Source organism: Enterobacter sp. Ap-1006, assembly GCF_011752835.1.
Taxonomy (GTDB): domain Bacteria; phylum Pseudomonadota; class Gammaproteobacteria; order Enterobacterales; family Enterobacteriaceae; genus Cedecea.
Map to the genome: position 1 here is coordinate 265,424 of NZ_VWWU01000005.1, position 17,524 is coordinate 282,947.

The 17,524-nt window shown below is 54.9% G+C and carries 22 protein-coding genes; 6 read left to right on the forward strand and 16 right to left on the reverse strand.

Features of this window, described 5'->3' with window-relative positions:
- Nucleotides 1-73 precede the first annotated feature (73 nt).
- Genes mltC through mutY form a run of 3 tightly spaced genes read right to left on the reverse strand, consistent with a single transcriptional unit; the run spans nucleotide 74 to nucleotide 2,557 of the window.
- On the reverse strand, nucleotides 74-1,153 hold the full coding sequence (mltC, locus tag F3J28_RS17130) for a membrane-bound lytic murein transglycosylase MltC (RefSeq protein WP_205247239.1): 1,080 nt from the start codon (nucleotides 1,151-1,153) through the stop codon (nucleotides 74-76).
- Between the two features lie 43 nt (nucleotides 1,154-1,196).
- Nucleotides 1,197-1,472, reverse strand: coding sequence for an oxidative damage protection protein (locus F3J28_RS17135; protein ID WP_008461529.1), 276 nt, complete (start codon nucleotides 1,470-1,472; stop codon nucleotides 1,197-1,199).
- Between the two features lie 2 nt (nucleotides 1,473-1,474).
- The gene (gene mutY, locus F3J28_RS17140) at nucleotides 1,475-2,557 is read right to left on the reverse strand and encodes an A/G-specific adenine glycosylase (protein ID WP_205247233.1); all 1,083 of its coding nucleotides are present in this window, start codon (nucleotides 2,555-2,557) and stop codon (nucleotides 1,475-1,477) included.
- Between the two features lie 155 nt (nucleotides 2,558-2,712).
- Between mutY and trmB the strand changes: the two genes are divergently transcribed.
- The 3 genes from trmB to F3J28_RS17155 all read left to right on the forward strand — a co-directional run bounded on the left by trmB (nucleotide 2,713) and on the right by F3J28_RS17155 (nucleotide 4,544).
- Nucleotides 2,713-3,432, forward strand: coding sequence for a tRNA (guanosine(46)-N7)-methyltransferase TrmB (gene trmB / locus F3J28_RS17145; protein ID WP_085542334.1), 720 nt, complete (start codon nucleotides 2,713-2,715; stop codon nucleotides 3,430-3,432).
- Nucleotides 3,432-3,758, forward strand: coding sequence for a YggL family protein (locus tag F3J28_RS17150; protein ID WP_166878120.1), 327 nt, complete (start codon nucleotides 3,432-3,434; stop codon nucleotides 3,756-3,758). Before trmB ends, F3J28_RS17150 begins: the two co-directional genes overlap by 1 nt.
- A 69-nt stretch (nucleotides 3,759-3,827) precedes the next feature.
- Entirely contained in the window at nucleotides 3,828-4,544 is a 717-nt protein-coding gene (locus F3J28_RS17155) for a YggN family protein (protein ID WP_166878122.1), read from the forward strand.
- Nucleotides 4,545-4,703: 159 nt separating this feature from the next.
- Here F3J28_RS17155 and hemW read toward each other — a convergent pair whose 3' ends face one another.
- From hemW to F3J28_RS17180, 5 genes are read right to left on the reverse strand one after another with little or no spacing between them, the layout of a single operon-like run.
- Nucleotides 4,704-5,846 carry a radical SAM family heme chaperone HemW gene (gene hemW / locus F3J28_RS17160; RefSeq protein ID WP_166878124.1) on the reverse strand — a complete coding sequence of 381 codons (1,143 nt, stop codon included), beginning with the start codon at nucleotides 5,844-5,846 and terminating at the stop codon, nucleotides 4,704-4,706.
- Entirely contained in the window at nucleotides 5,839-6,432 is a 594-nt protein-coding gene (locus F3J28_RS17165; RefSeq protein ID WP_166878128.1) for an XTP/dITP diphosphatase, read from the reverse strand. The genes hemW and F3J28_RS17165 overlap by 8 nt, the downstream gene beginning before the upstream one ends.
- A gap of 13 nt (nucleotides 6,433-6,445) precedes the next feature.
- A complete protein-coding gene (yggU, locus tag F3J28_RS17170) occupies nucleotides 6,446-6,745 on the reverse strand; it encodes a DUF167 family protein YggU (protein WP_008461542.1) in 300 nt (99 codons plus the stop codon).
- Complete coding sequence (locus tag F3J28_RS17175; protein ID WP_008461544.1) at nucleotides 6,742-7,296, reverse strand: YggT family protein; 555 nt, start codon at nucleotides 7,294-7,296, stop codon at nucleotides 6,742-6,744. The genes yggU and F3J28_RS17175 overlap by 4 nt, the downstream gene beginning before the upstream one ends.
- A gap of 24 nt (nucleotides 7,297-7,320) precedes the next feature.
- Complete coding sequence (locus F3J28_RS17180) at nucleotides 7,321-8,025, reverse strand: YggS family pyridoxal phosphate-dependent enzyme (protein WP_166878131.1); 705 nt, start codon at nucleotides 8,023-8,025, stop codon at nucleotides 7,321-7,323.
- Between the two features lie 16 nt (nucleotides 8,026-8,041).
- On the opposite strand from F3J28_RS17180, the gene F3J28_RS17185 reads away from it, so the two are divergent.
- The 3 genes from F3J28_RS17185 to F3J28_RS17195 all read left to right on the forward strand — a co-directional run bounded on the left by F3J28_RS17185 (nucleotide 8,042) and on the right by F3J28_RS17195 (nucleotide 9,790).
- Complete coding sequence (locus tag F3J28_RS17185; RefSeq protein WP_166878134.1) at nucleotides 8,042-9,067, forward strand: type IV pilus twitching motility protein PilT; 1,026 nt, start codon at nucleotides 8,042-8,044, stop codon at nucleotides 9,065-9,067.
- Between the two features lie 61 nt (nucleotides 9,068-9,128).
- Nucleotides 9,129-9,311, forward strand: coding sequence for a type II toxin-antitoxin system HicA family toxin (locus F3J28_RS17190; RefSeq protein WP_166868646.1), 183 nt, complete (start codon nucleotides 9,129-9,131; stop codon nucleotides 9,309-9,311).
- 23 nt (nucleotides 9,312-9,334) lie between these two features.
- Complete coding sequence (locus F3J28_RS17195; protein ID WP_166878364.1) at nucleotides 9,335-9,790, forward strand: type II toxin-antitoxin system HicB family antitoxin; 456 nt, start codon at nucleotides 9,335-9,337, stop codon at nucleotides 9,788-9,790.
- 4 nt (nucleotides 9,791-9,794) lie between these two features.
- Here the strand turns inward: F3J28_RS17195 and ruvX are convergent, their stop codons facing one another.
- The 8 genes from ruvX to metK form a co-directional block, all read right to left on the reverse strand.
- Nucleotides 9,795-10,214, reverse strand: a complete 420-nt coding sequence (gene ruvX / locus F3J28_RS17200; RefSeq protein ID WP_008461550.1) for a Holliday junction resolvase RuvX — start codon at nucleotides 10,212-10,214, stop codon at nucleotides 9,795-9,797.
- Nucleotides 10,214-10,777 (reverse strand): YqgE/AlgH family protein, encoded by a 564-nt coding sequence (locus tag F3J28_RS17205; protein WP_045783933.1) that lies wholly within the window; start codon nucleotides 10,775-10,777, stop codon nucleotides 10,214-10,216. The genes ruvX and F3J28_RS17205 overlap by 1 nt, the downstream gene beginning before the upstream one ends.
- A gap of 147 nt (nucleotides 10,778-10,924) precedes the next feature.
- A complete protein-coding gene (gshB, locus tag F3J28_RS17210; RefSeq protein WP_008461555.1) occupies nucleotides 10,925-11,872 on the reverse strand; it encodes a glutathione synthase in 948 nt (315 codons plus the stop codon).
- 12 nt (nucleotides 11,873-11,884) lie between these two features.
- Nucleotides 11,885-12,616, reverse strand: coding sequence for a 16S rRNA (uracil(1498)-N(3))-methyltransferase (rsmE, locus tag F3J28_RS17215; RefSeq protein WP_166878137.1), 732 nt, complete (start codon nucleotides 12,614-12,616; stop codon nucleotides 11,885-11,887).
- A 145-nt stretch (nucleotides 12,617-12,761) separates the two neighbouring features.
- Entirely contained in the window at nucleotides 12,762-13,469 is a 708-nt protein-coding gene (gene endA / locus F3J28_RS17220) for a deoxyribonuclease I (RefSeq protein WP_166878139.1), read from the reverse strand.
- A gap of 92 nt (nucleotides 13,470-13,561) precedes the next feature.
- Nucleotides 13,562-14,077 (reverse strand): SprT family zinc-dependent metalloprotease, encoded by a 516-nt coding sequence (locus F3J28_RS17225; protein ID WP_008461561.1) that lies wholly within the window; start codon nucleotides 14,075-14,077, stop codon nucleotides 13,562-13,564.
- Nucleotides 14,078-14,147: 70 nt separating this feature from the next.
- The gene (locus tag F3J28_RS17230) at nucleotides 14,148-15,554 is read right to left on the reverse strand and encodes a sugar porter family MFS transporter (RefSeq protein ID WP_166878142.1); all 1,407 of its coding nucleotides are present in this window, start codon (nucleotides 15,552-15,554) and stop codon (nucleotides 14,148-14,150) included.
- A gap of 391 nt (nucleotides 15,555-15,945) precedes the next feature.
- On the reverse strand, nucleotides 15,946-17,100 hold the full coding sequence (gene metK, locus F3J28_RS17235; protein ID WP_008461565.1) for a methionine adenosyltransferase: 1,155 nt from the start codon (nucleotides 17,098-17,100) through the stop codon (nucleotides 15,946-15,948).
- Nucleotides 17,101-17,524 lie beyond the last annotated feature (424 nt).

A 17,524-nucleotide genomic window follows, 5' to 3' on the forward strand; every position in this document is an offset into this window, starting at 1 on the left:
AGAAAAGGGTGAAGCAAGGCAGTCCCGAAATGTCCCCTCTCCCTTTTAGGGAGAGGGTTAGGGTGAGGGTAAATTACCGCCGGCGATAGCTCTTCTGGGCGTTATTCACTTTGTACAGGTAACGACGAGACTCTGCGGACGGATGGCGCGTGGTCAACGTTTGATAGACATCGCCCGGCGCCATGCTGTTAATCAGGCTAAACGCCTGCATCTTATCGTTAGAGAACACCCGCAGCACGCTGCCCGCGCCGCCGTTATAGGCCGTAATCACCGCATAGCGACGTGACGTTGGGTTATCAATCTGCCCCAGATAGCTGTTCTGCAAAATCGCCAGATAGGCCGTGCCGGTATCAATGTTGCTTTCCGGGTCGAACAGGAAGCTGCGGCTTGGTTTGCCCCATTTCCCCTGCGCCTTAAACACGTCTACCCCAGCGCTGTGCTGAACAACCTGCATCAGGCCCAGCGCATCCGCGTGGCTTACCGCATACGGGTTGAAGCTGGATTCCGTCTGCATGATTGCCAGAATCAATGACTCGTCCACACCGTATTTCTTCGACGCTTTACGCACCATACCGATGTATTTATGTGCTCGTTTGTCGAGGTGGTTAGGCACAAGATTGATGGTCACGCTATAGACGATTTTCAGCCCGGTACTGCGCTTTTGCAGACGCGTTTGCAGCAGGTAGTCGGCAAACTTCGTCGCACGGCCTTCCCAGCGAATAGGCTGGCCGGTGTTATCCACGACCTGGCCGTAAAGGAACGGCTCTTTGGAGATCTGGACGTCGTTGGCATCGGAATAGAGATCTATTGAGCCAGGATCGTCTCCCATCAGCAGGGTGGTAACGATGGCCTGCCGCAGGTGCGCGGCAGGATCGGTGCCCGCGATGGTCTCAACGGTGATGGTACCTTCATCAAAGTTGATGTGGCTACGCGTCAGATATTGGTCGGTGTATTTGACGTAATCTTTCGGGCCTGCGATCAGGACCTCTTTCATACCCCAGATATTTTCGATGTTGTTGGCAAACTGCCCCATCAAAATATCAAACCCGTTGGTGTCCTTTACGTAGGCTTCGTTAAAAGCGTCATCGCCTTTTTTACTGGAGCAGGAGATCAGCAACGGGGCCACGAGAGCCAGCGCGAGAAGTTTTTTCATCATTCCGTGTATGCGTGTTGTGTTTGCAAAAAGGTGCCGACGATTACTGTTTTTCTGGCGGGGTGAAGCCTTCGATGTGGACTTCTTTCCCTTCAAACAGGAAATTGACCATCTCGTTTTCCAGCTCTTTGCGGTGTTCCGGGTTCATCATGCTCATCTTTCTTTCATTGATCAGCATGGTCTGCTTGGACTGCCACTGCGCCCAGGCTTCTTTGGAGATTTCGTTGTAGATCCGCTTGCCCAGTTCGCCCGGGTACAGCTGGAAATCCTGGCCTTCAGCGTCGCGCTGCAGGTAAGTACAAAAAATCGTTCTGCTCATGATTATTCCTCTTCTTCGGCACGAACGGGCGCTAAGGCAACCGGTTCGGCTCGTAATTGTTGTAGCAGGCGTTCCACGGGAGCCGCCAGCCCGACAGACGGTGGCTGGCCTAAGTTATACCAGAGAGCGGGGCCTTCATCCATGCAGCCGTCCATGGACGACACCGGAAGCCACATCGGCACAATGTCTAAATGGAAATGGCTAAAGGTGTGGCGGAAAGCCGTTAACTGCGTGAGATTATCTGCCGGAATACCTCTCTGCTCCAGCCAGCGATGTAATTCCTGTTCTTCAGCGAACTGTGGGAAGCAGAATAGACCTCCCCATAGCCCGACCGCCGGACGCTGCGCCAGGAAGACTTCATCGCCATGCTGCATCATCAGCATATAACCGGTGCGCTCCGGCAGCGTCACTTTAGGCTTCTTGCCGGGATAGTTCGCCCAGCTGTGGTTGGCATAGGCCACGCAGCCGTTGTTCAGCGGGCAAAGCTCGCATTTTGGCTTTGAGCGGGTGCAGACCATGGCCCCGAGGTCCATCATCGCCTGATTAAACTGGCTAACGCCCTGTGCCGGGGTCACGCGCTCGCTGATTTCCCAGAGGCGGTTTTCAACCTCTTTTTTGCCCGGCCAGCCGGAAACGGCATAGCAACGGGCGAGCACGCGCTTTACGTTGCCATCGAGAATCGGGAAGTGTTTACCCAACGAAAGAGACAGAATTGCGCCTGCGGTTGAGCGCCCGACGCCAGGCAGGTCGGCCACTTCGTCATACGTTTGAGGGAAAACGCCACCGTGTTTATCGGCAACGTGCTTAGCGGCTTTATGCAGATTGCGCGCACGAGCGTAATAGCCCAGTCCTGTCCACAGGTGCAGCACTTCGTCCAGCGGGGCGTTTGCCAGGTCGGTCACGGTGGGGAAACGCGCCATAAAGCGCTCAAAATAAGGGATGACCGTCGCGACCTGGGTTTGTTGCAACATTACCTCAGAGAGCCATACTTTATAAGGCGTTTTCTCCTGCTGCCACGGCAGGGTTTTACGCCCATACTTGTGGTACCAGTCGAGGACTTGTTGGGCGAATTGAGGAGCTTGCATGGTCAACGCGGGATATCCGGCAAAGGTGTAATAAAGGAGCCGATTCCAGCACAGCGGCGTAAAGCTGTAAACCGGAACTTTCTGCCACTTGCTTCTCATCCTTAACTTTGGATAATGCCCGTTTCCAGAACACTAAGCGAAGCGTTAAGAAAACCATGAAGAATGACGTCATTTCACCGGAATTTAATGAAGAAGGCCGTGTGCTGCGCCGCATCCGCAGCTTTGTCCGTCGCCAGGGGCGTCTGACAAAAGGCCAGCAGCACGCGCTGGATAACTACTGGCCGGTGATGGGCGTTGAGTTCCAGGCCGAGCCTGCCGACTTTAGCGAGATTTTTGGCCGCGAAGCGCCGGTCACGCTGGAGATCGGTTTTGGTATGGGCACCTCGCTGGTGACCATGGCACAAACCAATCCGCAGCATAACTATCTCGGTATTGAAGTGCATTCGCCGGGCGTGGGCGCTTGTCTGAGCACCGCGCATGAGGCCGGTGTGGAGAACCTTCGTGTAATGTGCCACGACGCGGTGGAAGTGCTGGAAAACATGATTCCTGACAATTCTTTGAACATGGTTCAGCTGTTTTTCCCTGATCCATGGCATAAAGCACGTCATAATAAACGCCGTATCGTTCAGGTACCGTTTGCTGACCTGGTGAAACGCAAGCTGAAGTTGGGCGGCGTGTTTCATATGGCCACCGACTGGGAACCTTATGCTGAACATATGCTCGAAGTGATGTCCTCTATCGAAGGGTATAAAAACCAGTCGGAGAGTCACGACTACGTACCGCGTCCGGACTCACGTCCGGTAACCAAATTTGAACAACGTGGCCATCGTCTTGGTCACGGCGTATGGGACTTAATGTTCGAGAGGGTGAAATAATGGCAAAGAATCGTAGCCGTCGTCTGCGTAAGAAAATGCACATCGAAGAGTTCCAGGAACTGGGGTTCTCGATTGCCTGGCGCTTCCCGGAGGGCACTTCCGAAGAGCAAATTGATAAAACTGTGGACGAGCTGATCGCCGAAGCGATCGCGCCGAACAAGCTGGCGTTTGACGGCAGCGGTTACCTGGTCTGGGAAGGTCTGGTGTGCATGGAAGAGATTGGCAAATGCACCGAAGAGCATCAGGCGCTGGTGCGTAAATGGTTAGAAGACCGCAAGCTCGAAGATGTTCGCATCAGCGATCTGTTCGACGTCTGGTGGGATTAAGCTTTAGCAAAAAACAGGCTGGTTAATTAACCGGCCTTTTTTTCAGGAGCTGATTTTTCAGGAGAAAATATGATCCGTAAGGTTCTTTTAGGTGCGCTGCTGGTCACCGCCGCTTCGGCACACGCGGACTATCAGTGCAGCGTCAATCCACGTGATGACGTGGTGATTAACCCGCAGTCCGTGCAGGTTGTGGGTGAGAACGGCAATCTGGTCATCGCGCCTGACGGCAGCGTGCAATACAACGGTGTTCAGAAGACGCTGACCGCTGCACAGCGCCAGCAGGCGCTGAACTACCAGAAAGCCCTGCGCACGGATTTACCGTGGATCGATAACGGGGCTCGCTCTCGCGTAGAGAAAAGCCGCGTAGCGCTGGACGGCATTATTGCTAAACAGGTTGGGGAAAGCAGCAGCATGCGTAATCGCCTGACCAAGCTGGATGCCCAGTTAAAAGAGCAGATGAACCGGATTATTGAGCGCCGCCAGGACGGGCTGACGTTCCATTATAAAGCGGTCGATCAGGTGAGAGCCGATGGCCAGCAGTTGGTGAACCAGGCGATGGGCGGCATTCTGCAGGACAGCATTAATGAAATGGGCGCGCAGGCGGTGCTGAAAGGCGACGGCAACCCGCTGCAGAATGTACTGGGTAACCTGGGCGGTCTGCAAACGGCGGTGCAGAATGAGTGGAATAATCAGCAGGCTGATTTTGAACAGTTCGGCCACGAGGTGTGTAACCGGGTGGTGTCGCTGGAAAATCAGCGTAAAGGGCTTGTGGGGGCGCTGAAGTAATTTTCCCCTCACTCTAACCCTCTCCCCTAAGGGGAGAGGGGATAAACCGAGTTCCCCTTCACCAGTTCTCTCCCCAAAGGGGATAGGGGATAAACCATGTCGCCCATCACTTGTTTTCCCCCTCTCCCTCTGGGAGAGGGCCGGGGTGAGGGTAAAAACTTACGCTTCGTCGGCTAAAAACAGCTCCAGCAGGGAATTTAAAAACAGCTTCCCGTGCTCGGTTATCTGCCAGTGTTCACTCGTTTCCGTCATATAGTTTTTCGCCAACGCCTCATCCAACTGCGGGCGAATTATCGCTTCATCTAAACCGGTATAAATCGTGAACTCACTGCGTGGTGCGGCCTCCAGCAGGCGGAAACGGTTCATAAAGAATTCGAACGGTTTGTCTGCCTGCTCAACGTCATGCTGGCGGTCGAGGTACTTTCCTTCCATGTAGCCGCGCGGATGGCGCGTTTTCGCCGTGCGCGTAATGCGCCCGTCCGGGAAGGTGATTTTGCCGTGTGCGCCGCAGCCAATCCCCAAATAGTCGCCAAAGCGCCAGTAGTTCAGGTTGTGCTGACACTGATAACCGGGCTTAGCATAGGCTGAGGTTTCGTATTGCTGGTAGCCCGCGGCGGTCAGTAGCTTATCGCCTTGCTCGAAGATATCCCACAGCGCGTCGTCGTCCGGTAACTTCGGCGGACGTGATCCAAACAGCGTGTTCGGCTCGATGGTCAACTGATACCAGGAAAGATGCGGGGGATTCAGGGCAATGGCCTGGCGCAGATCGTCCAATGCCTCTTCGAGCGACTGGTCAGGTAGGCCGTGCATCAGGTCAAGGTTAAAGCTGCGCAGCCCCAGGCCGCTTGCCAGGTTCGCGGCACGTTTGGCTTCACCCGCATCATGAATGCGGCCCAGGCGCTTTAATTTGGGCTCGCTAAAGCTCTGAACGCCGATAGAAATACGATTCACACCCGCTTTCTGGTAGCCAACAAAGCGGTCGGCTTCGACCGTGCCGGGGTTGGCTTCCATGGTGATTTCTGCGTCGCCCGCCAGCTTCAGGCGTGAGCGCACGCCGTCCAGCAGCGTTTGCATGGCTTCGCTGGAGAGCAGGCTTGGCGTACCGCCGCCAATGAAAATAGTCTTTACCTCACGCCCCTGAGCAAGCGCCACGTCGCGGTCGAGGTCGTGCAGCAGATGGCTCACGTATTCGTCGTGCGGCACGTCGCCTTTCAGCGCGTGGGAGTTGAAGTCACAGTACGGGCACTTCTGTACGCACCACGGGATGTGAATGTAGAGACTAAGAGGTGGCAAATTAGCCATTACGCATTGCTTCCAGTAACAGTTTCAGCGCTTGCCCACGGTGGGAGATCGCGCTCTTTTCATCGCGGGTTAGCTCCGCCGCGGTTTTACCCTCGGAAGGAACGTAGAAGATAGGATCGTAGCCAAAGCCACCTTGCCCGGCTGGCGCGTGGGTAATCACGCCCGGCCAGCTACCGTGAAACACCAGCGGCGTTGGGTCTTCCGCGTGACGCATATAGACCAGCACGCAGTGGAACTGAGCCTGGCGTTTATCGTCCGGCACGTCTTTCAGCGCTTCCAGAAGCTTGTCGAGGTTCTGCCGATCGCTGGCATCCTCGCCCGCATAGCGTGCGGAATAGATACCCGGTGCGCCGCCCAGCGCATCCACCGCCAGGCCGGAATCGTCGGCCAGCGCCGGTAGCCCGGTCACTTTAGCCGCATGGCGAGCCTTGATAATCGCATTCTCAATAAAGGTCAGGCCGGTCTCTTCGACAGACTCTACGTTCAGCTCGGTTTGCGCGACCACATCGAAGCCAAAATCCGCCAGCAGATTGGCGAGTTCACGCACTTTACCGGCGTTACCGGTAGCTAATACGACTTTTTGCATAGTCAGTCCTGTGTTATTCGAGGGGGGCAATCAATGCCGCGACTTCCGTCGGGATCTGCTGCGGGCCGATAATTTTAACTTGTTTATGGCGACCAAGTTCGCCTTTCTCTATCACGACCTGGCCTTTTGCTACCCGGAACTGTTTGGCCAGATATTTTACCAGGTGAGCGTTAGCCTGCCCGTCCACCGGCGGTGCGGTGATGGCGACTTTTAACTCGTCGCCATGCATACCGACCAGGCTATCTCGGCTGGCCTTGGGCTGAATATACAGCCGCAGAACCAGCCCGTCAGGCTGCTGTGTCACAGCACTCAAATCGCGTACCAAAGGCCAGGGAACAGGTCCATACCGAGGTAGTTCAGCGCATAAAGAATAAGAATGACCACCATGGCGGAGAAATCAATGCCGCCCATGGCAGGCAAGATGCGGCGAATCGGCGCCATCATTGGCTCGGTCATTTGCATCAGCACGTATTCAATAGGGCTGCGGCCCTGGCTTATCCAGCTCATCAGGGAACGAACGATGATCACCCAGAACACCAGGGTACCGGCTGATTTCAGCAGCGACAGCACGCCGATGAGTAAGTTTAATGGATCGAGCGACAGCCCGCCGGACTGGATCAGCAGCAGAATAGGGAATTTCAGCGTGGTGAGTATAAATGCCACCAGCAGGGATGAGGTGTCAATAGGGCCCAGGGATGGCAGTACGCGACGAAGCGGTCCGACAACGGGCTGGGTAACTTTAACGATGAACTGGGCAAATGGGTTGTAGAAATCACAGCGCGCCCACTGCATCCAGATACGGATAAGCAGCACCATTACGTAAAGCTCAATCAGGGTTTTGACCAGGAAAGTCAACGTAAGCATGGTTTTCCTCAAAAATGATGGTGATTAACGAACGGGGTAATCCCGCGCGCCGAAAATAGCGGTTCCAATGCGCACCATGGTGCTGCCTGCGGTAATCGCGGCTTCCATGTCATCGGTCATGCCGAGAGATAATGTATCGACCGTGGTGAAGCGGCCTTTGAGTGCATTGCAGGCCTCAGCCATTTTGCGGCAAACGGCAAGCTGGCGCTCGTAATCCGGTTCTGGCGCAGGGATGGCCATGAGGCCTCGCAGCGTCAGTCCCGGTAAGGCCGCCACTTCGGCAGCTAACTGCTCCAGCTCACTCAGCGCGATGCCGGACTTACTGTTTTCGTCGCTGATATTAATTTGAATCAGTACGTTTAGCGGCGGCAACGTCGACGGGCGTTGTTCGCTGAGTCTGCTGGCAATTTTCAGCCTATCGACGGTATGGCACCAGTCAAAATTCTCCGCCACAAGGCGGCTTTTATTCGACTGCAGCGGCCCGATAAAGTGCCACTCCAGCCCTGTTACACCTTGTTCAGCAAAGTGGTGAATCTTATCCACGCCTTCCTGCACATAGTTTTCGCCAAAGGCGCGTTGCCCGGCAGCAATCGCTTCTGCGAGGGCGCTCGCAGGCTTGGTTTTGCTGACCGCAAGCAGAGTCACTTCTTCGGGGCTTCTGCCGCAACGTGCCGCAGCGGCTGAGATTTTCCCATGTACCTGTGCCAGATTGTGCGCTATCTCATTCATGATCGTTGGAAGTGATATGGATATCGAAGAAATTGTGGCCCTTAGTGTAAAGCATAATGTCTCTGATCTACACCTGTGCGCGCGCCAGGCGGCACGCTGGCGAAAGTGCGGCAGGCTGGAAGTGTGCCCGGAGAAGGTGCCGGAAGTCGAAGATGTTCTCAACAGATGGTTAAGTGAAGAGCAAGCGTTGCAGCTTAATCGCGCGGGGCAGCTCGATTTCTCACTTACGCTCACGAACGGTTTCAGGTTGCGCGGCAATGCTTTTCGCCATCAGGAAGGTTATTCGCTGGCGCTTAGATTACTCGCGTCTTCTTGTCCGGATCTGCATACGCTTGGCGTACCGTCCCAACTGAAGGCACTTTTACGGGAAAGTGAAGGGCTGATACTGGTGACAGGTGCTACCGGGAGCGGGAAGTCTACAACCCTTGCCGCGATGATCCAGCATCTCAACCAGCATCTTGACGGCCATGTGCTAACGCTTGAAGACCCCATCGAATTTATTCACGCCTCTGGTCGCTGCCTGATTCAGCAGCGCGAGCCCGGCCTGCACTGTGAAAGCTATGCTGCAGCGCTAAAAGCCGCTTTGAGGGAAGATCCGGACGTCATCCTGCTGGGCGAACTTAGGGATAGCGAGACGATTGGCCTGGCACTGACCGCAGCAGAGACAGGGCATTTGGTTTTGGCGACATTGCACACACGCGGTGCTGCTCAGGCGGTAGAACGGCTGGTGGATGTGTTCCCTGCTCAGGAGAAAAGCCTGATTCAAACTCAGCTTGCCGGGAGCCTGAAAGCGGTGCTGGCACAAAAGCTTGTGCCGGCAAGTGATGGTGGCCGGGTGGCGCTGTACGAACTGCTGGTCAATACCCCGGCCGTAGCAAATTTGATTCGTGAGGGGAAGACGCATCAACTGCCTGGTGTGCTGCAAACCGGCCAGCAGCATGGCATGCAAAGCTTTGCTCAGAGCGAGGCCCAGCGACTGAGTGAAGGTAGGATTGCTGGAAACGATCGGGCAGCCAGCGTGTCATGGGAGGCGACATTTTGAACGCTTTTATTGCTATGGTGTGTATTGGTGTGTATATTCATCATTATTCAGGGAGAACATGATGACCTCCGCTGAGCTGATAAAGGAATTGAGGGCTGCAGGCTGCGAACCCGTCAGGCGTTCCGGGGGCAGTCACTGGATCTGGTGGTCACCCGCAACCGGAAGAACATTCCCCGTTCCGCATCCTAAAAAGGATTTACCCGCTGGTACTGTCAAATCCATTCGTAAAATGGCAGGCATTTAGCCTGTCGCTGCCGGAGGTTGATGATGTTTTTTTCCGTTGGTGTGGAATTACCCGCAACTGAAAACGAAGCGTTTGGCCTGGTCGTGCCCGCGCTATGCAATGAAGACTTTGGCTGCGTATCGGCAGCAGATAGCCAGGCAGATATCGCCCCGATGGTGCAGGACGCCGTGCTGTCGATTGTGGATTTAATGGTGGAGAGCGGCAAAGACATTACTCAACTGTGTGATGCCGGGCCTTTTGCTTATGCCGCAGACCCGGAGTACAGCTACTGCCAGCAATGGCTGCTGGTTGATGTGGATTTATCCGCGCTGGAAGGAAAGCAGCAGCGGCTAAACATCATGCTGCCGGACGCACTGCTGCGGCGTATTGATTCCCGGGTTAAGCAGCCCTCATCAGGCTACCGGGACCGCAGCCACTTTCTGGCGATTGCCGCAAGGCATGAACTGCTGAACGCGGGGAATGACGCGCCCGGCAGTTAAGTTTTCACGGGTGATACTCGAACCAGCTTTCGAGAATAATCACGGCGGAGGCGGAGTCGATACTGCCTTTATTCAGAGCGCGAAAACCGCCGTGTTCGAACAACCCTGCTCGGGCTTCGACGGTGCTCAGGCGCTCGTCCTGCAGAGAAACTTTTACGCCAAAGCGGCCGTGCAGGCGGTTAGCAAACTTGCGGGCTCTCGCCGTCAGGGGTTGTTCGGTGCCATCCATATTCAGCGGCAGGCCGACAACCACTTCTTCCGGCTGCCACTCTTTCAGGATTTTTTCTACCGCATTCCAGTCCGGGGTGCCGTCCTGCGCCTTGAGCGCGGTTAACGGGCGCGCAGTGCCGGTAATGCGTTGGCCGATGGCGACGCCGATGCTTTTGGTGCCGAAGTCGAAAGCCATTAAAGTTCCGCTGCTCATCAGGCGTGCCCCGCTTCGCTTGGCATGGTGTGGATATCGATACCAATCAGGCGGGCGGCCTCGCGCCAGCGCTCTGAAATGGGCGTATGGAACAAAATCTCAGGCGAGGCAGGCGCCGTCAGCCATGAGTTTTCCATGATCTCCTGTTCAAGCTGCCCCTTTTCCCAGGAAGCATAGCCGAGGGCAACAATCACCTCTTTCGGCTGTTTGGCCGTGCCTAACGTTTCCAGCACATCACGAGAAGTTGTAATCACCGTGTCGTCGGAGATGCGAATGCTTGAGCCGAAGTTGTCCGGCGGCGAGTGCAGAATAAAGCCACGATCTTCCGCCAGCGGGCCGCCGATGAAAACGGGTTTATCCAGGCGAATGGTTTCGTCGCGCGGGTCTGGTTCTATTTTTAGCTTTTCGAGAACGCCATCCACCTGCAGGTTTTCCAGCGGTTTATTAATGATAATCCCCATCGCGCCTTCATCATTGTATTCACAGATATAAACTACGGAGCGCTTAAATAAAGGGTCCTGGAGAGCCGGCATGGCAATAAGAAAGTGATGCTGTAAATTCATTGTCAGAGGTTCTGATCCCGGTTGATAAAAGCGGCAGTGGCTGCGCGAAGTGTGGCCAGCTTACCACTAATGAAGGAAGGCGGGCTACCCGCCGTGAATCGTGCCTTCGAAGGGGGAAGGCGGGTAACAGCTACCCGCCAGATGCGCTTAGTGAGCGAGGCGTTTTTCGATGGCGTCGAATAGCATCCCGGTGATCGACACAGGGAATTCAGCTTCGATTTCGCGGATGCAGGTTGGGCTGGTGACGTTAATCTCGGTCAGGCGATCGCCGATAATATCCAGACCAACAAAAATCAGCCCTTTGGCTTTCAGCGTCGGCCCAACGCGGCGGGCAATTTCCCAGTCGCTGTCGGTCAACGGACGTGGTTCACCACGGCCACCGGCGGCCAGGTTACCGCGGGTCTCACCGCCCTGCGGAATACGAGCCAGGCAGTAAGGTACCGGCTCGCCGTCTACCACCAGCACGCGTTTATCACCGTCTTTAATGGCAGGCAGGTAGTTCTGCGCCATGCAGTAGCGGGTACCCAGTTCGGTCAGCGTTTCGGCGATAACGCCGATGTTTGGGTCATCCTGTTTCACGCGGAAAATTGAGGCGCCACCCATACCGTCCAGCGGTTTCATAATGATGTCGCCGTGCTGCTGCCAGAAGGCTTTCAGCTGAGCTTTGTTACGGGTGACCAGCGTTTCCGGCGTTAAGTCGGCAAACCAGGCGGTGAACAGCTTTTCGTTACAGTCGCGCAGGCTCTGCGGTTTATTAACGATCAGCGTGCCTTTCTCTTCTGCGCGCTCAAGAATATAGGTCGCGTAGATAAATTCAGTGTCGAACGGCGGATCTTTGCGCATCAGTACCACGTTCAGATCGGCCAGGGCGATATCCTGCTCGGTGCCAAACTCATACCACTTATCGTAGTTCTGCTCGACGCTGAGCAGGCGCGTACGGGCGCGTGCTTCGCCGTTGTTCAAATACAGGTCGGCCATTTCCATGTAGTGCAGTTCGTAACCACGACGCTGCGCTTCCAGCAGCATGGCGAAGCTGGAGTCTTTTTTAATATTGATGTGTGCGATGGGGTCCATCACGATGCCGAGCTTGATCATTGTTGTTCTCCTTTAGCCCAGGTCGCCAAAGCGCACCTGCAGTGCGGTGATGGCGGTGAGCGCGGTGGTCTCAGTACGCAGAACGCGCGGTCCCAACAGAATATCAGTAAATTGGTGCTCTGCGGTCATGGCAATCTCATCCGCAGACAGGCCGCCTTCCGGGCCAATCAGCAGCCGGACGCGTTGAACCGGCTGCGGCAGCGTGTTGATACTGGCGCTGGCTCGCGGATGCAGATTAAGCTTCAGGGCGTCATCCTGCTCGGCGCACCAGTCGGCAAGGTCCATCGCCGGGCGAATGTCTGGCACCCGGTTGCGGCCGCATTGTTCGCAGGCGGCAATCGCAATCTTTTGCCACTGCTGGAGTTTCTTGTTCAGCCTTTCCGCATCCAGTTTTACCCCGCAGCGCTCGGAAAACAATGGTGTAATCTCGTTCACACCCAGCTCCACGGCTTTTTGAATGGTGAATTCCATCTTTTCGCCACGGGACATGACCTGGCCGAGATGCAGCCAGAGCGGCGACTCACGGTCGTCCACGTTGCCCGCCAGGATTTTAACGCGCACGCTTTTTTTATCCGCCTGCACGATTTCCGCGTCGAACACCTGATTGCTGCCGTCGAACAGCTGAATGGCCTGGCCCGCGCTCATGCGCAGCACGCGTCCAACGTGGTTAGCCGCATCTTCGCTCAGGGCAACGTCCTGGCCAACGGAAAGATTTTCAGGATGGTGAATGCGGGGTATACGCATGAAGTGAGTTCCGGTTAGTTGCGCTGCAGGAATGGGCTCTTATCCTGACTCTATCCCAAAAAGGGAGAGGGGATTTTCGCCCCCTCGTTCTGTAGGTTGGGGGCGATATTCGTCACAGCAAATAAAGAATTGCCGCTAGTGTAGGTTAGCTGTTTCGCGCCTGGCAAGCCCGCAGCACATATGGATTATGATTGCCCTGGACTTTCGCAATGCGCTCATCCCGCTCGCACTCCCAGGTGTTGACCGGGTAGCGTTTATCCCAGGCCTGGAATAATTGAGTCTGCTGGCGAGAAAGCGACAGCTGGTATTGGTCGCGCATGTAGAAATAAGTGCGCGCAATTGCGCCTCGAGCGCGTTCCGGTGGCTCGGCCACTTTGTCCTTAAAATCAATTTTCATTGCGCACTGGCCGTATTGGCCTTCGCCGCCGTTCCACTGGCTGTACATGAAGTTATTTCTGTCGGCGTTAACCTCGCCCACGGCAGGCTGCAGGTTGTGCATATCGCTTTCTATTTTGCGGTATACCGGATCTTTGGCGCAGTTTTTACGTCCACCGTCTTGCCAGCACTGCAGCAGGTGGCCGAACTGCCAGGCAGGCATGACGTGCTCCCATTCAATGCGGGTGGCCCGGTTTTCGTTCTTCCGCACTTTATAGCCACAGGACTCCAGGTCCGGGATACCCTTTTTACCCTGCCAGCTAATTTTACAGCCGCAGTAGAAGTCGCCCGGAGCATCGGCGTTGACCTTGACGCCTGCGGTTTTGGCTTGTGCGAAGCTATTGATGCCGTTGCTGAAGGCGGGAAGCGAACTGAAGGCTGCAACGAATGCAACAGCCCAAGAAATTTTGCGAGACATTTCCAGAATCCTTACTAAAACGTGCCCGCACCCTACCTGATCGGATATCCAGTTTCAATCAGAGGTAGTGTAAAAGTTCCAGAAATAAACGATTAATTACATGGGGTTGTAACGTCGAGTTTTAATAACTGGCCGCAATGAGTGCAGCGATATTCGGCTTCACCGCGCAGCACCCGATTGTGGCGGCGCACGGTGAGCTGATGCTGCTGGCAAGGGCAGCGGTAGGGGAAGGTATTTTTGCGTACCGAATCGACTTCAAATTTATGTGTGCGACGGGCCGGGACGCCGAGCACGGTTTCCATCATCCATTTCCATTCCTTGCCGTGGGGGGCGACGCGGCCAAAGTGCTTCCATACCAGCAGGTGAGCCAGCTCATGGGGGACGACTTCTGCGACAAAAGCCTGCTGATTTTCCATCAGCAGCACCGGATTCAGGCGAATTTCGTTGCTTTCCAGCCAGGCAGTGCCGGCGGCGGTGCCGCGCTGCTGATAGACCACTTTGGGCTCAGGATAATGAGTGCCTAAATGCGCGTTGGCCTGCTGAAGTTTTTCACGCAGGCAGCGCATAACGGCTTGCTGGAGAGCGATAGGGAGTCTGAGGGCTTTCATAACGGCAGAGAATAATGGGGCAGGAAGCGCGGTGCAAGCCCCTCCCGTTACCGGAAGGGGCTTTCAGGGCTCAGTTGTGTGCGCCGATTTCGCGTAATTTACGGCCTTTCATCAGGTTACGTTCGATGTGCTCCAGCGAGACATGTTTCGTCTCAGGAATAAGCCACAGCGTCAGGACGATAAAGAACAGGTTCAGCGCCGCATAAACCCAGAAGGTGTTAGCGTTGCCCAGCGTGTTCAGCATAGTCAGGAAGGTGGCGCCGACAATCATATTGGCAATCCAGTTGGTGGCGGTGGAGCAGGTGATGCCGAAATCGCGCCCTTTGAGCGGCTGGATTTCCGAACAAAGCACCCAAATCAGCGGGCCAGCGCTCATGGCGAAGCCAACGATAAACATCAGCAGCATGGCAACCGCAAAGTACTGCGCGCCCTGGGAATGGATGCCGACGTGTAGCATGGTGCCCAGCACGCCCATGCCGACGGCCATGACCAGGAAGCCGAGCACCAGCGTAGGTTTACGTCCCCAGCGGTCAACCAGACCGATAGCAATAAAGGTAGCCAGCACGTTAATCAGGCCGACGATCACGGTGCCCCACATTTGCTGCGTGGTATTCGCGAACCCGGCAATTTCGAAGATTTTTGGTGCGTAGTACATGATGACGTTCATGCCGGTGAACTGCTGCATGACCTGTAGCAGTACGCCGAGAAAGACCGCGCGACGGAAGTTGGAGTTGCCCTTAAACAGCGACCAGCCGCTCTGCTTGACCTTCAGGCTTTCGCGGATTTCATCCAACTCACGTTTCGCTTCTGCGCTGGTATCGCGCAGACGCAGCAGCACGCGTTCAGCGTCGTGGAAACGGCGTTTGGCGGCAAACCAGCGCGGACTGTCCGGCAGGAAGAAGACGCCAACCAGCAGTAGCAGAGCGGGAAGGGTGATCACGCCCAGCATCCAGCGCCAGGATTCGGTGTAGCTGAAAGCCGTATCGGAGAGATAAGCGCCCAGAATACCGATGGTGATCATCAGTTGGTACATGGAGATCATGCTGCCACGGATCTTCTCCGGCGCAATTTCTGACAGGTAAAGCGGGGCGGTGTAGGAAGCGACGCCCACGGCCAGGCCCAGCAGGACACGAGACACGATCAACACTTCAACGTTGGGCGCAAAGGCCGAGAACAGGGAACCGAGCACAAACAGCATGGCACCTATCATCAGGCTGTATTTTCTCCCCAGTTTGAAAGAGAGCCAGCCGCTGCCGATGGCCCCGACGGCTGCCCCGAACATCATCGAACTCACCACCCATTCCTGGGTGTGGGAGGTGATGGCGAAGTCTTTAGCGATAAACGGCAGCGCACCGGCAATCACCCCAATGTCCAGGCCAAACAGCAGGCCGGCGAGCGCGGCAAGGAAGCAGACAAAAAAGGTCATGCTTTTGTTGGAGCGCCTGTTTGAGCGCCCGATATTTTTAGTGTCAGGCATATCGCCCTCCAGGTGGATTATTCGAATTTGACGTTTTTAAGGATAGGGCAGTAAACGGCAGAAGTGTGTGATTACAATCACAGCAATGTAATCGTTTACACTGAGCTGATGGATCAAAAAGAGACTGTAAACCGATAAAATATGGCGTTAATAGCGATTAAAGCCAATTTAATGGTTTAAAATTGGTTAAGTATGAAGCGTTATGTAACAAATGAAGTGGTTGCAACATATTTGAATGAAAATAGCGTGAATGTTCTTACCTGGTGTGTGTAATCGGTTTCAAAGTGCTGCGGAAGAAACGGGAAGATGGGCGAAGAAACGGCTGGTGGTGCATAACCAAAAAGCAAAAGGCCAGCATAAGCTGGCCTTTAAAGTACAAAGCGGTGGCGGGTTATTTCAGGCCAGCGGCTTCACGCAGCAGTGCGGCTTTGTCGGTTTTTTCCCATGGGAAATGTTCGCGACCAAAGTGACCGTATGCGGCGGTTTCTTTATAGATCGGATGCAGCAGATCCAGCATCTGAATCAGGCCGTATGGACGCAGGTCGAAGAACTCGCGCACCAGCAGGGTCAGCTGCTCGGTAGAGATTTTCTCGGTACCGAAGGTTTCCACCATGATGGAAGTAGGTTCTGCCACGCCGATAGCGTAAGAAACCTGAATTTCGCAGCGGTCAGCCAGGCCAGCGGCCACGATGTTTTTCGCGACATAACGCGCAGCATAGGCAGCAGAACGGTCAACTTTAGACGGATCTTTACCTGAGAATGCGCCGCCACCGTGACGAGCCATGCCGCCGTAGGTATCAACGATGATTTTACGCCCGGTCAGACCGCAGTCACCCATTGGGCCACCGATAACAAAACGGCCAGTTGGGTTGATGTGGTATTTGGTGGAGGCGTTCAGCCACTCGCCCGGCAGAACTGGTTTGATGATCTCTTCCATCACCGCTTCCTGCAGGTCTTTCAGCGCGATGTCTTCAGAGTGCTGAGTGGACAACACAACCGCATCAATACCGACGATTTTACCGTCGTCGTACTGGAAGGTGATCTGGCTTTTCGCGTCCGGGCGCAGCCACGGCAGGGTGCCGTTTTTGCGCACTTCAGCCTGACGCTGCACCAGACGGTGGGCGTAGGTGATTGGCGCTGGCATCAGCACGTCGGTTTCGTTGGTCGCATAGCCAAACATCAGGCCCTGATCGCCCGCACCCTGTTCCAGTGGATCGGTACGGTCAACGCCCTGATTGATGTCCGGGGATTGTTTACCAATCGCGCTCAGAACAGCGCAGGAGTTGGCGTCAAAGCCCATATCTGAATGCACATAGCCGATTTCACGCACGGTTTTGCGGGTGATTTCTTCGATATCAACCCACGCGCTGGTGGTGATTTCGCCGCCAACCAGAACCATACCGGTTTTGACGTAGGTCTCACAGGCTACGCGTGCTTTCGGATCCTGCTCGAGGATCGCGTCAAGGACGGCGTCGGAGATTTGGTCAGCGATTTTATCAGGATGCCCTTCAGATACAGACTCGGACGTAAAGAGGTGTTTAGCCATATTTTCTTCACCCTAAGAGGATTTATTTAGTTCAGGCTGCTGCTCTACGCCACAGCGGTGGCGAGATAGACCAACCCGGGAACTTATTGCCACAGATTGAAAAACAGGCAGTCTAACAGTTAATCAGTATAGATGGATTAACATCTGGACGGCCATTTTAGATTAGACAATCGTCAGATAGCCAGAATTTTTTAGGGTAACGGCAATATGTGATAAATCTTGAGTGGAAAGTGGAGCTGACACTGCTGGCAATTTACACATTTTGTTTTGCTTTTTACCCCTTATATGGGTATAAAGCGGCGCGCGCGGCTTAATCAAAAGCACACGATTTGTGTTGCCCACTTCCAGCCGGGTTGAGCAATTATTTAGAGCCTGTCAGGTACAGTGTTCGCAGCTTTGGCTTGTCGCATACATATTCAACGTA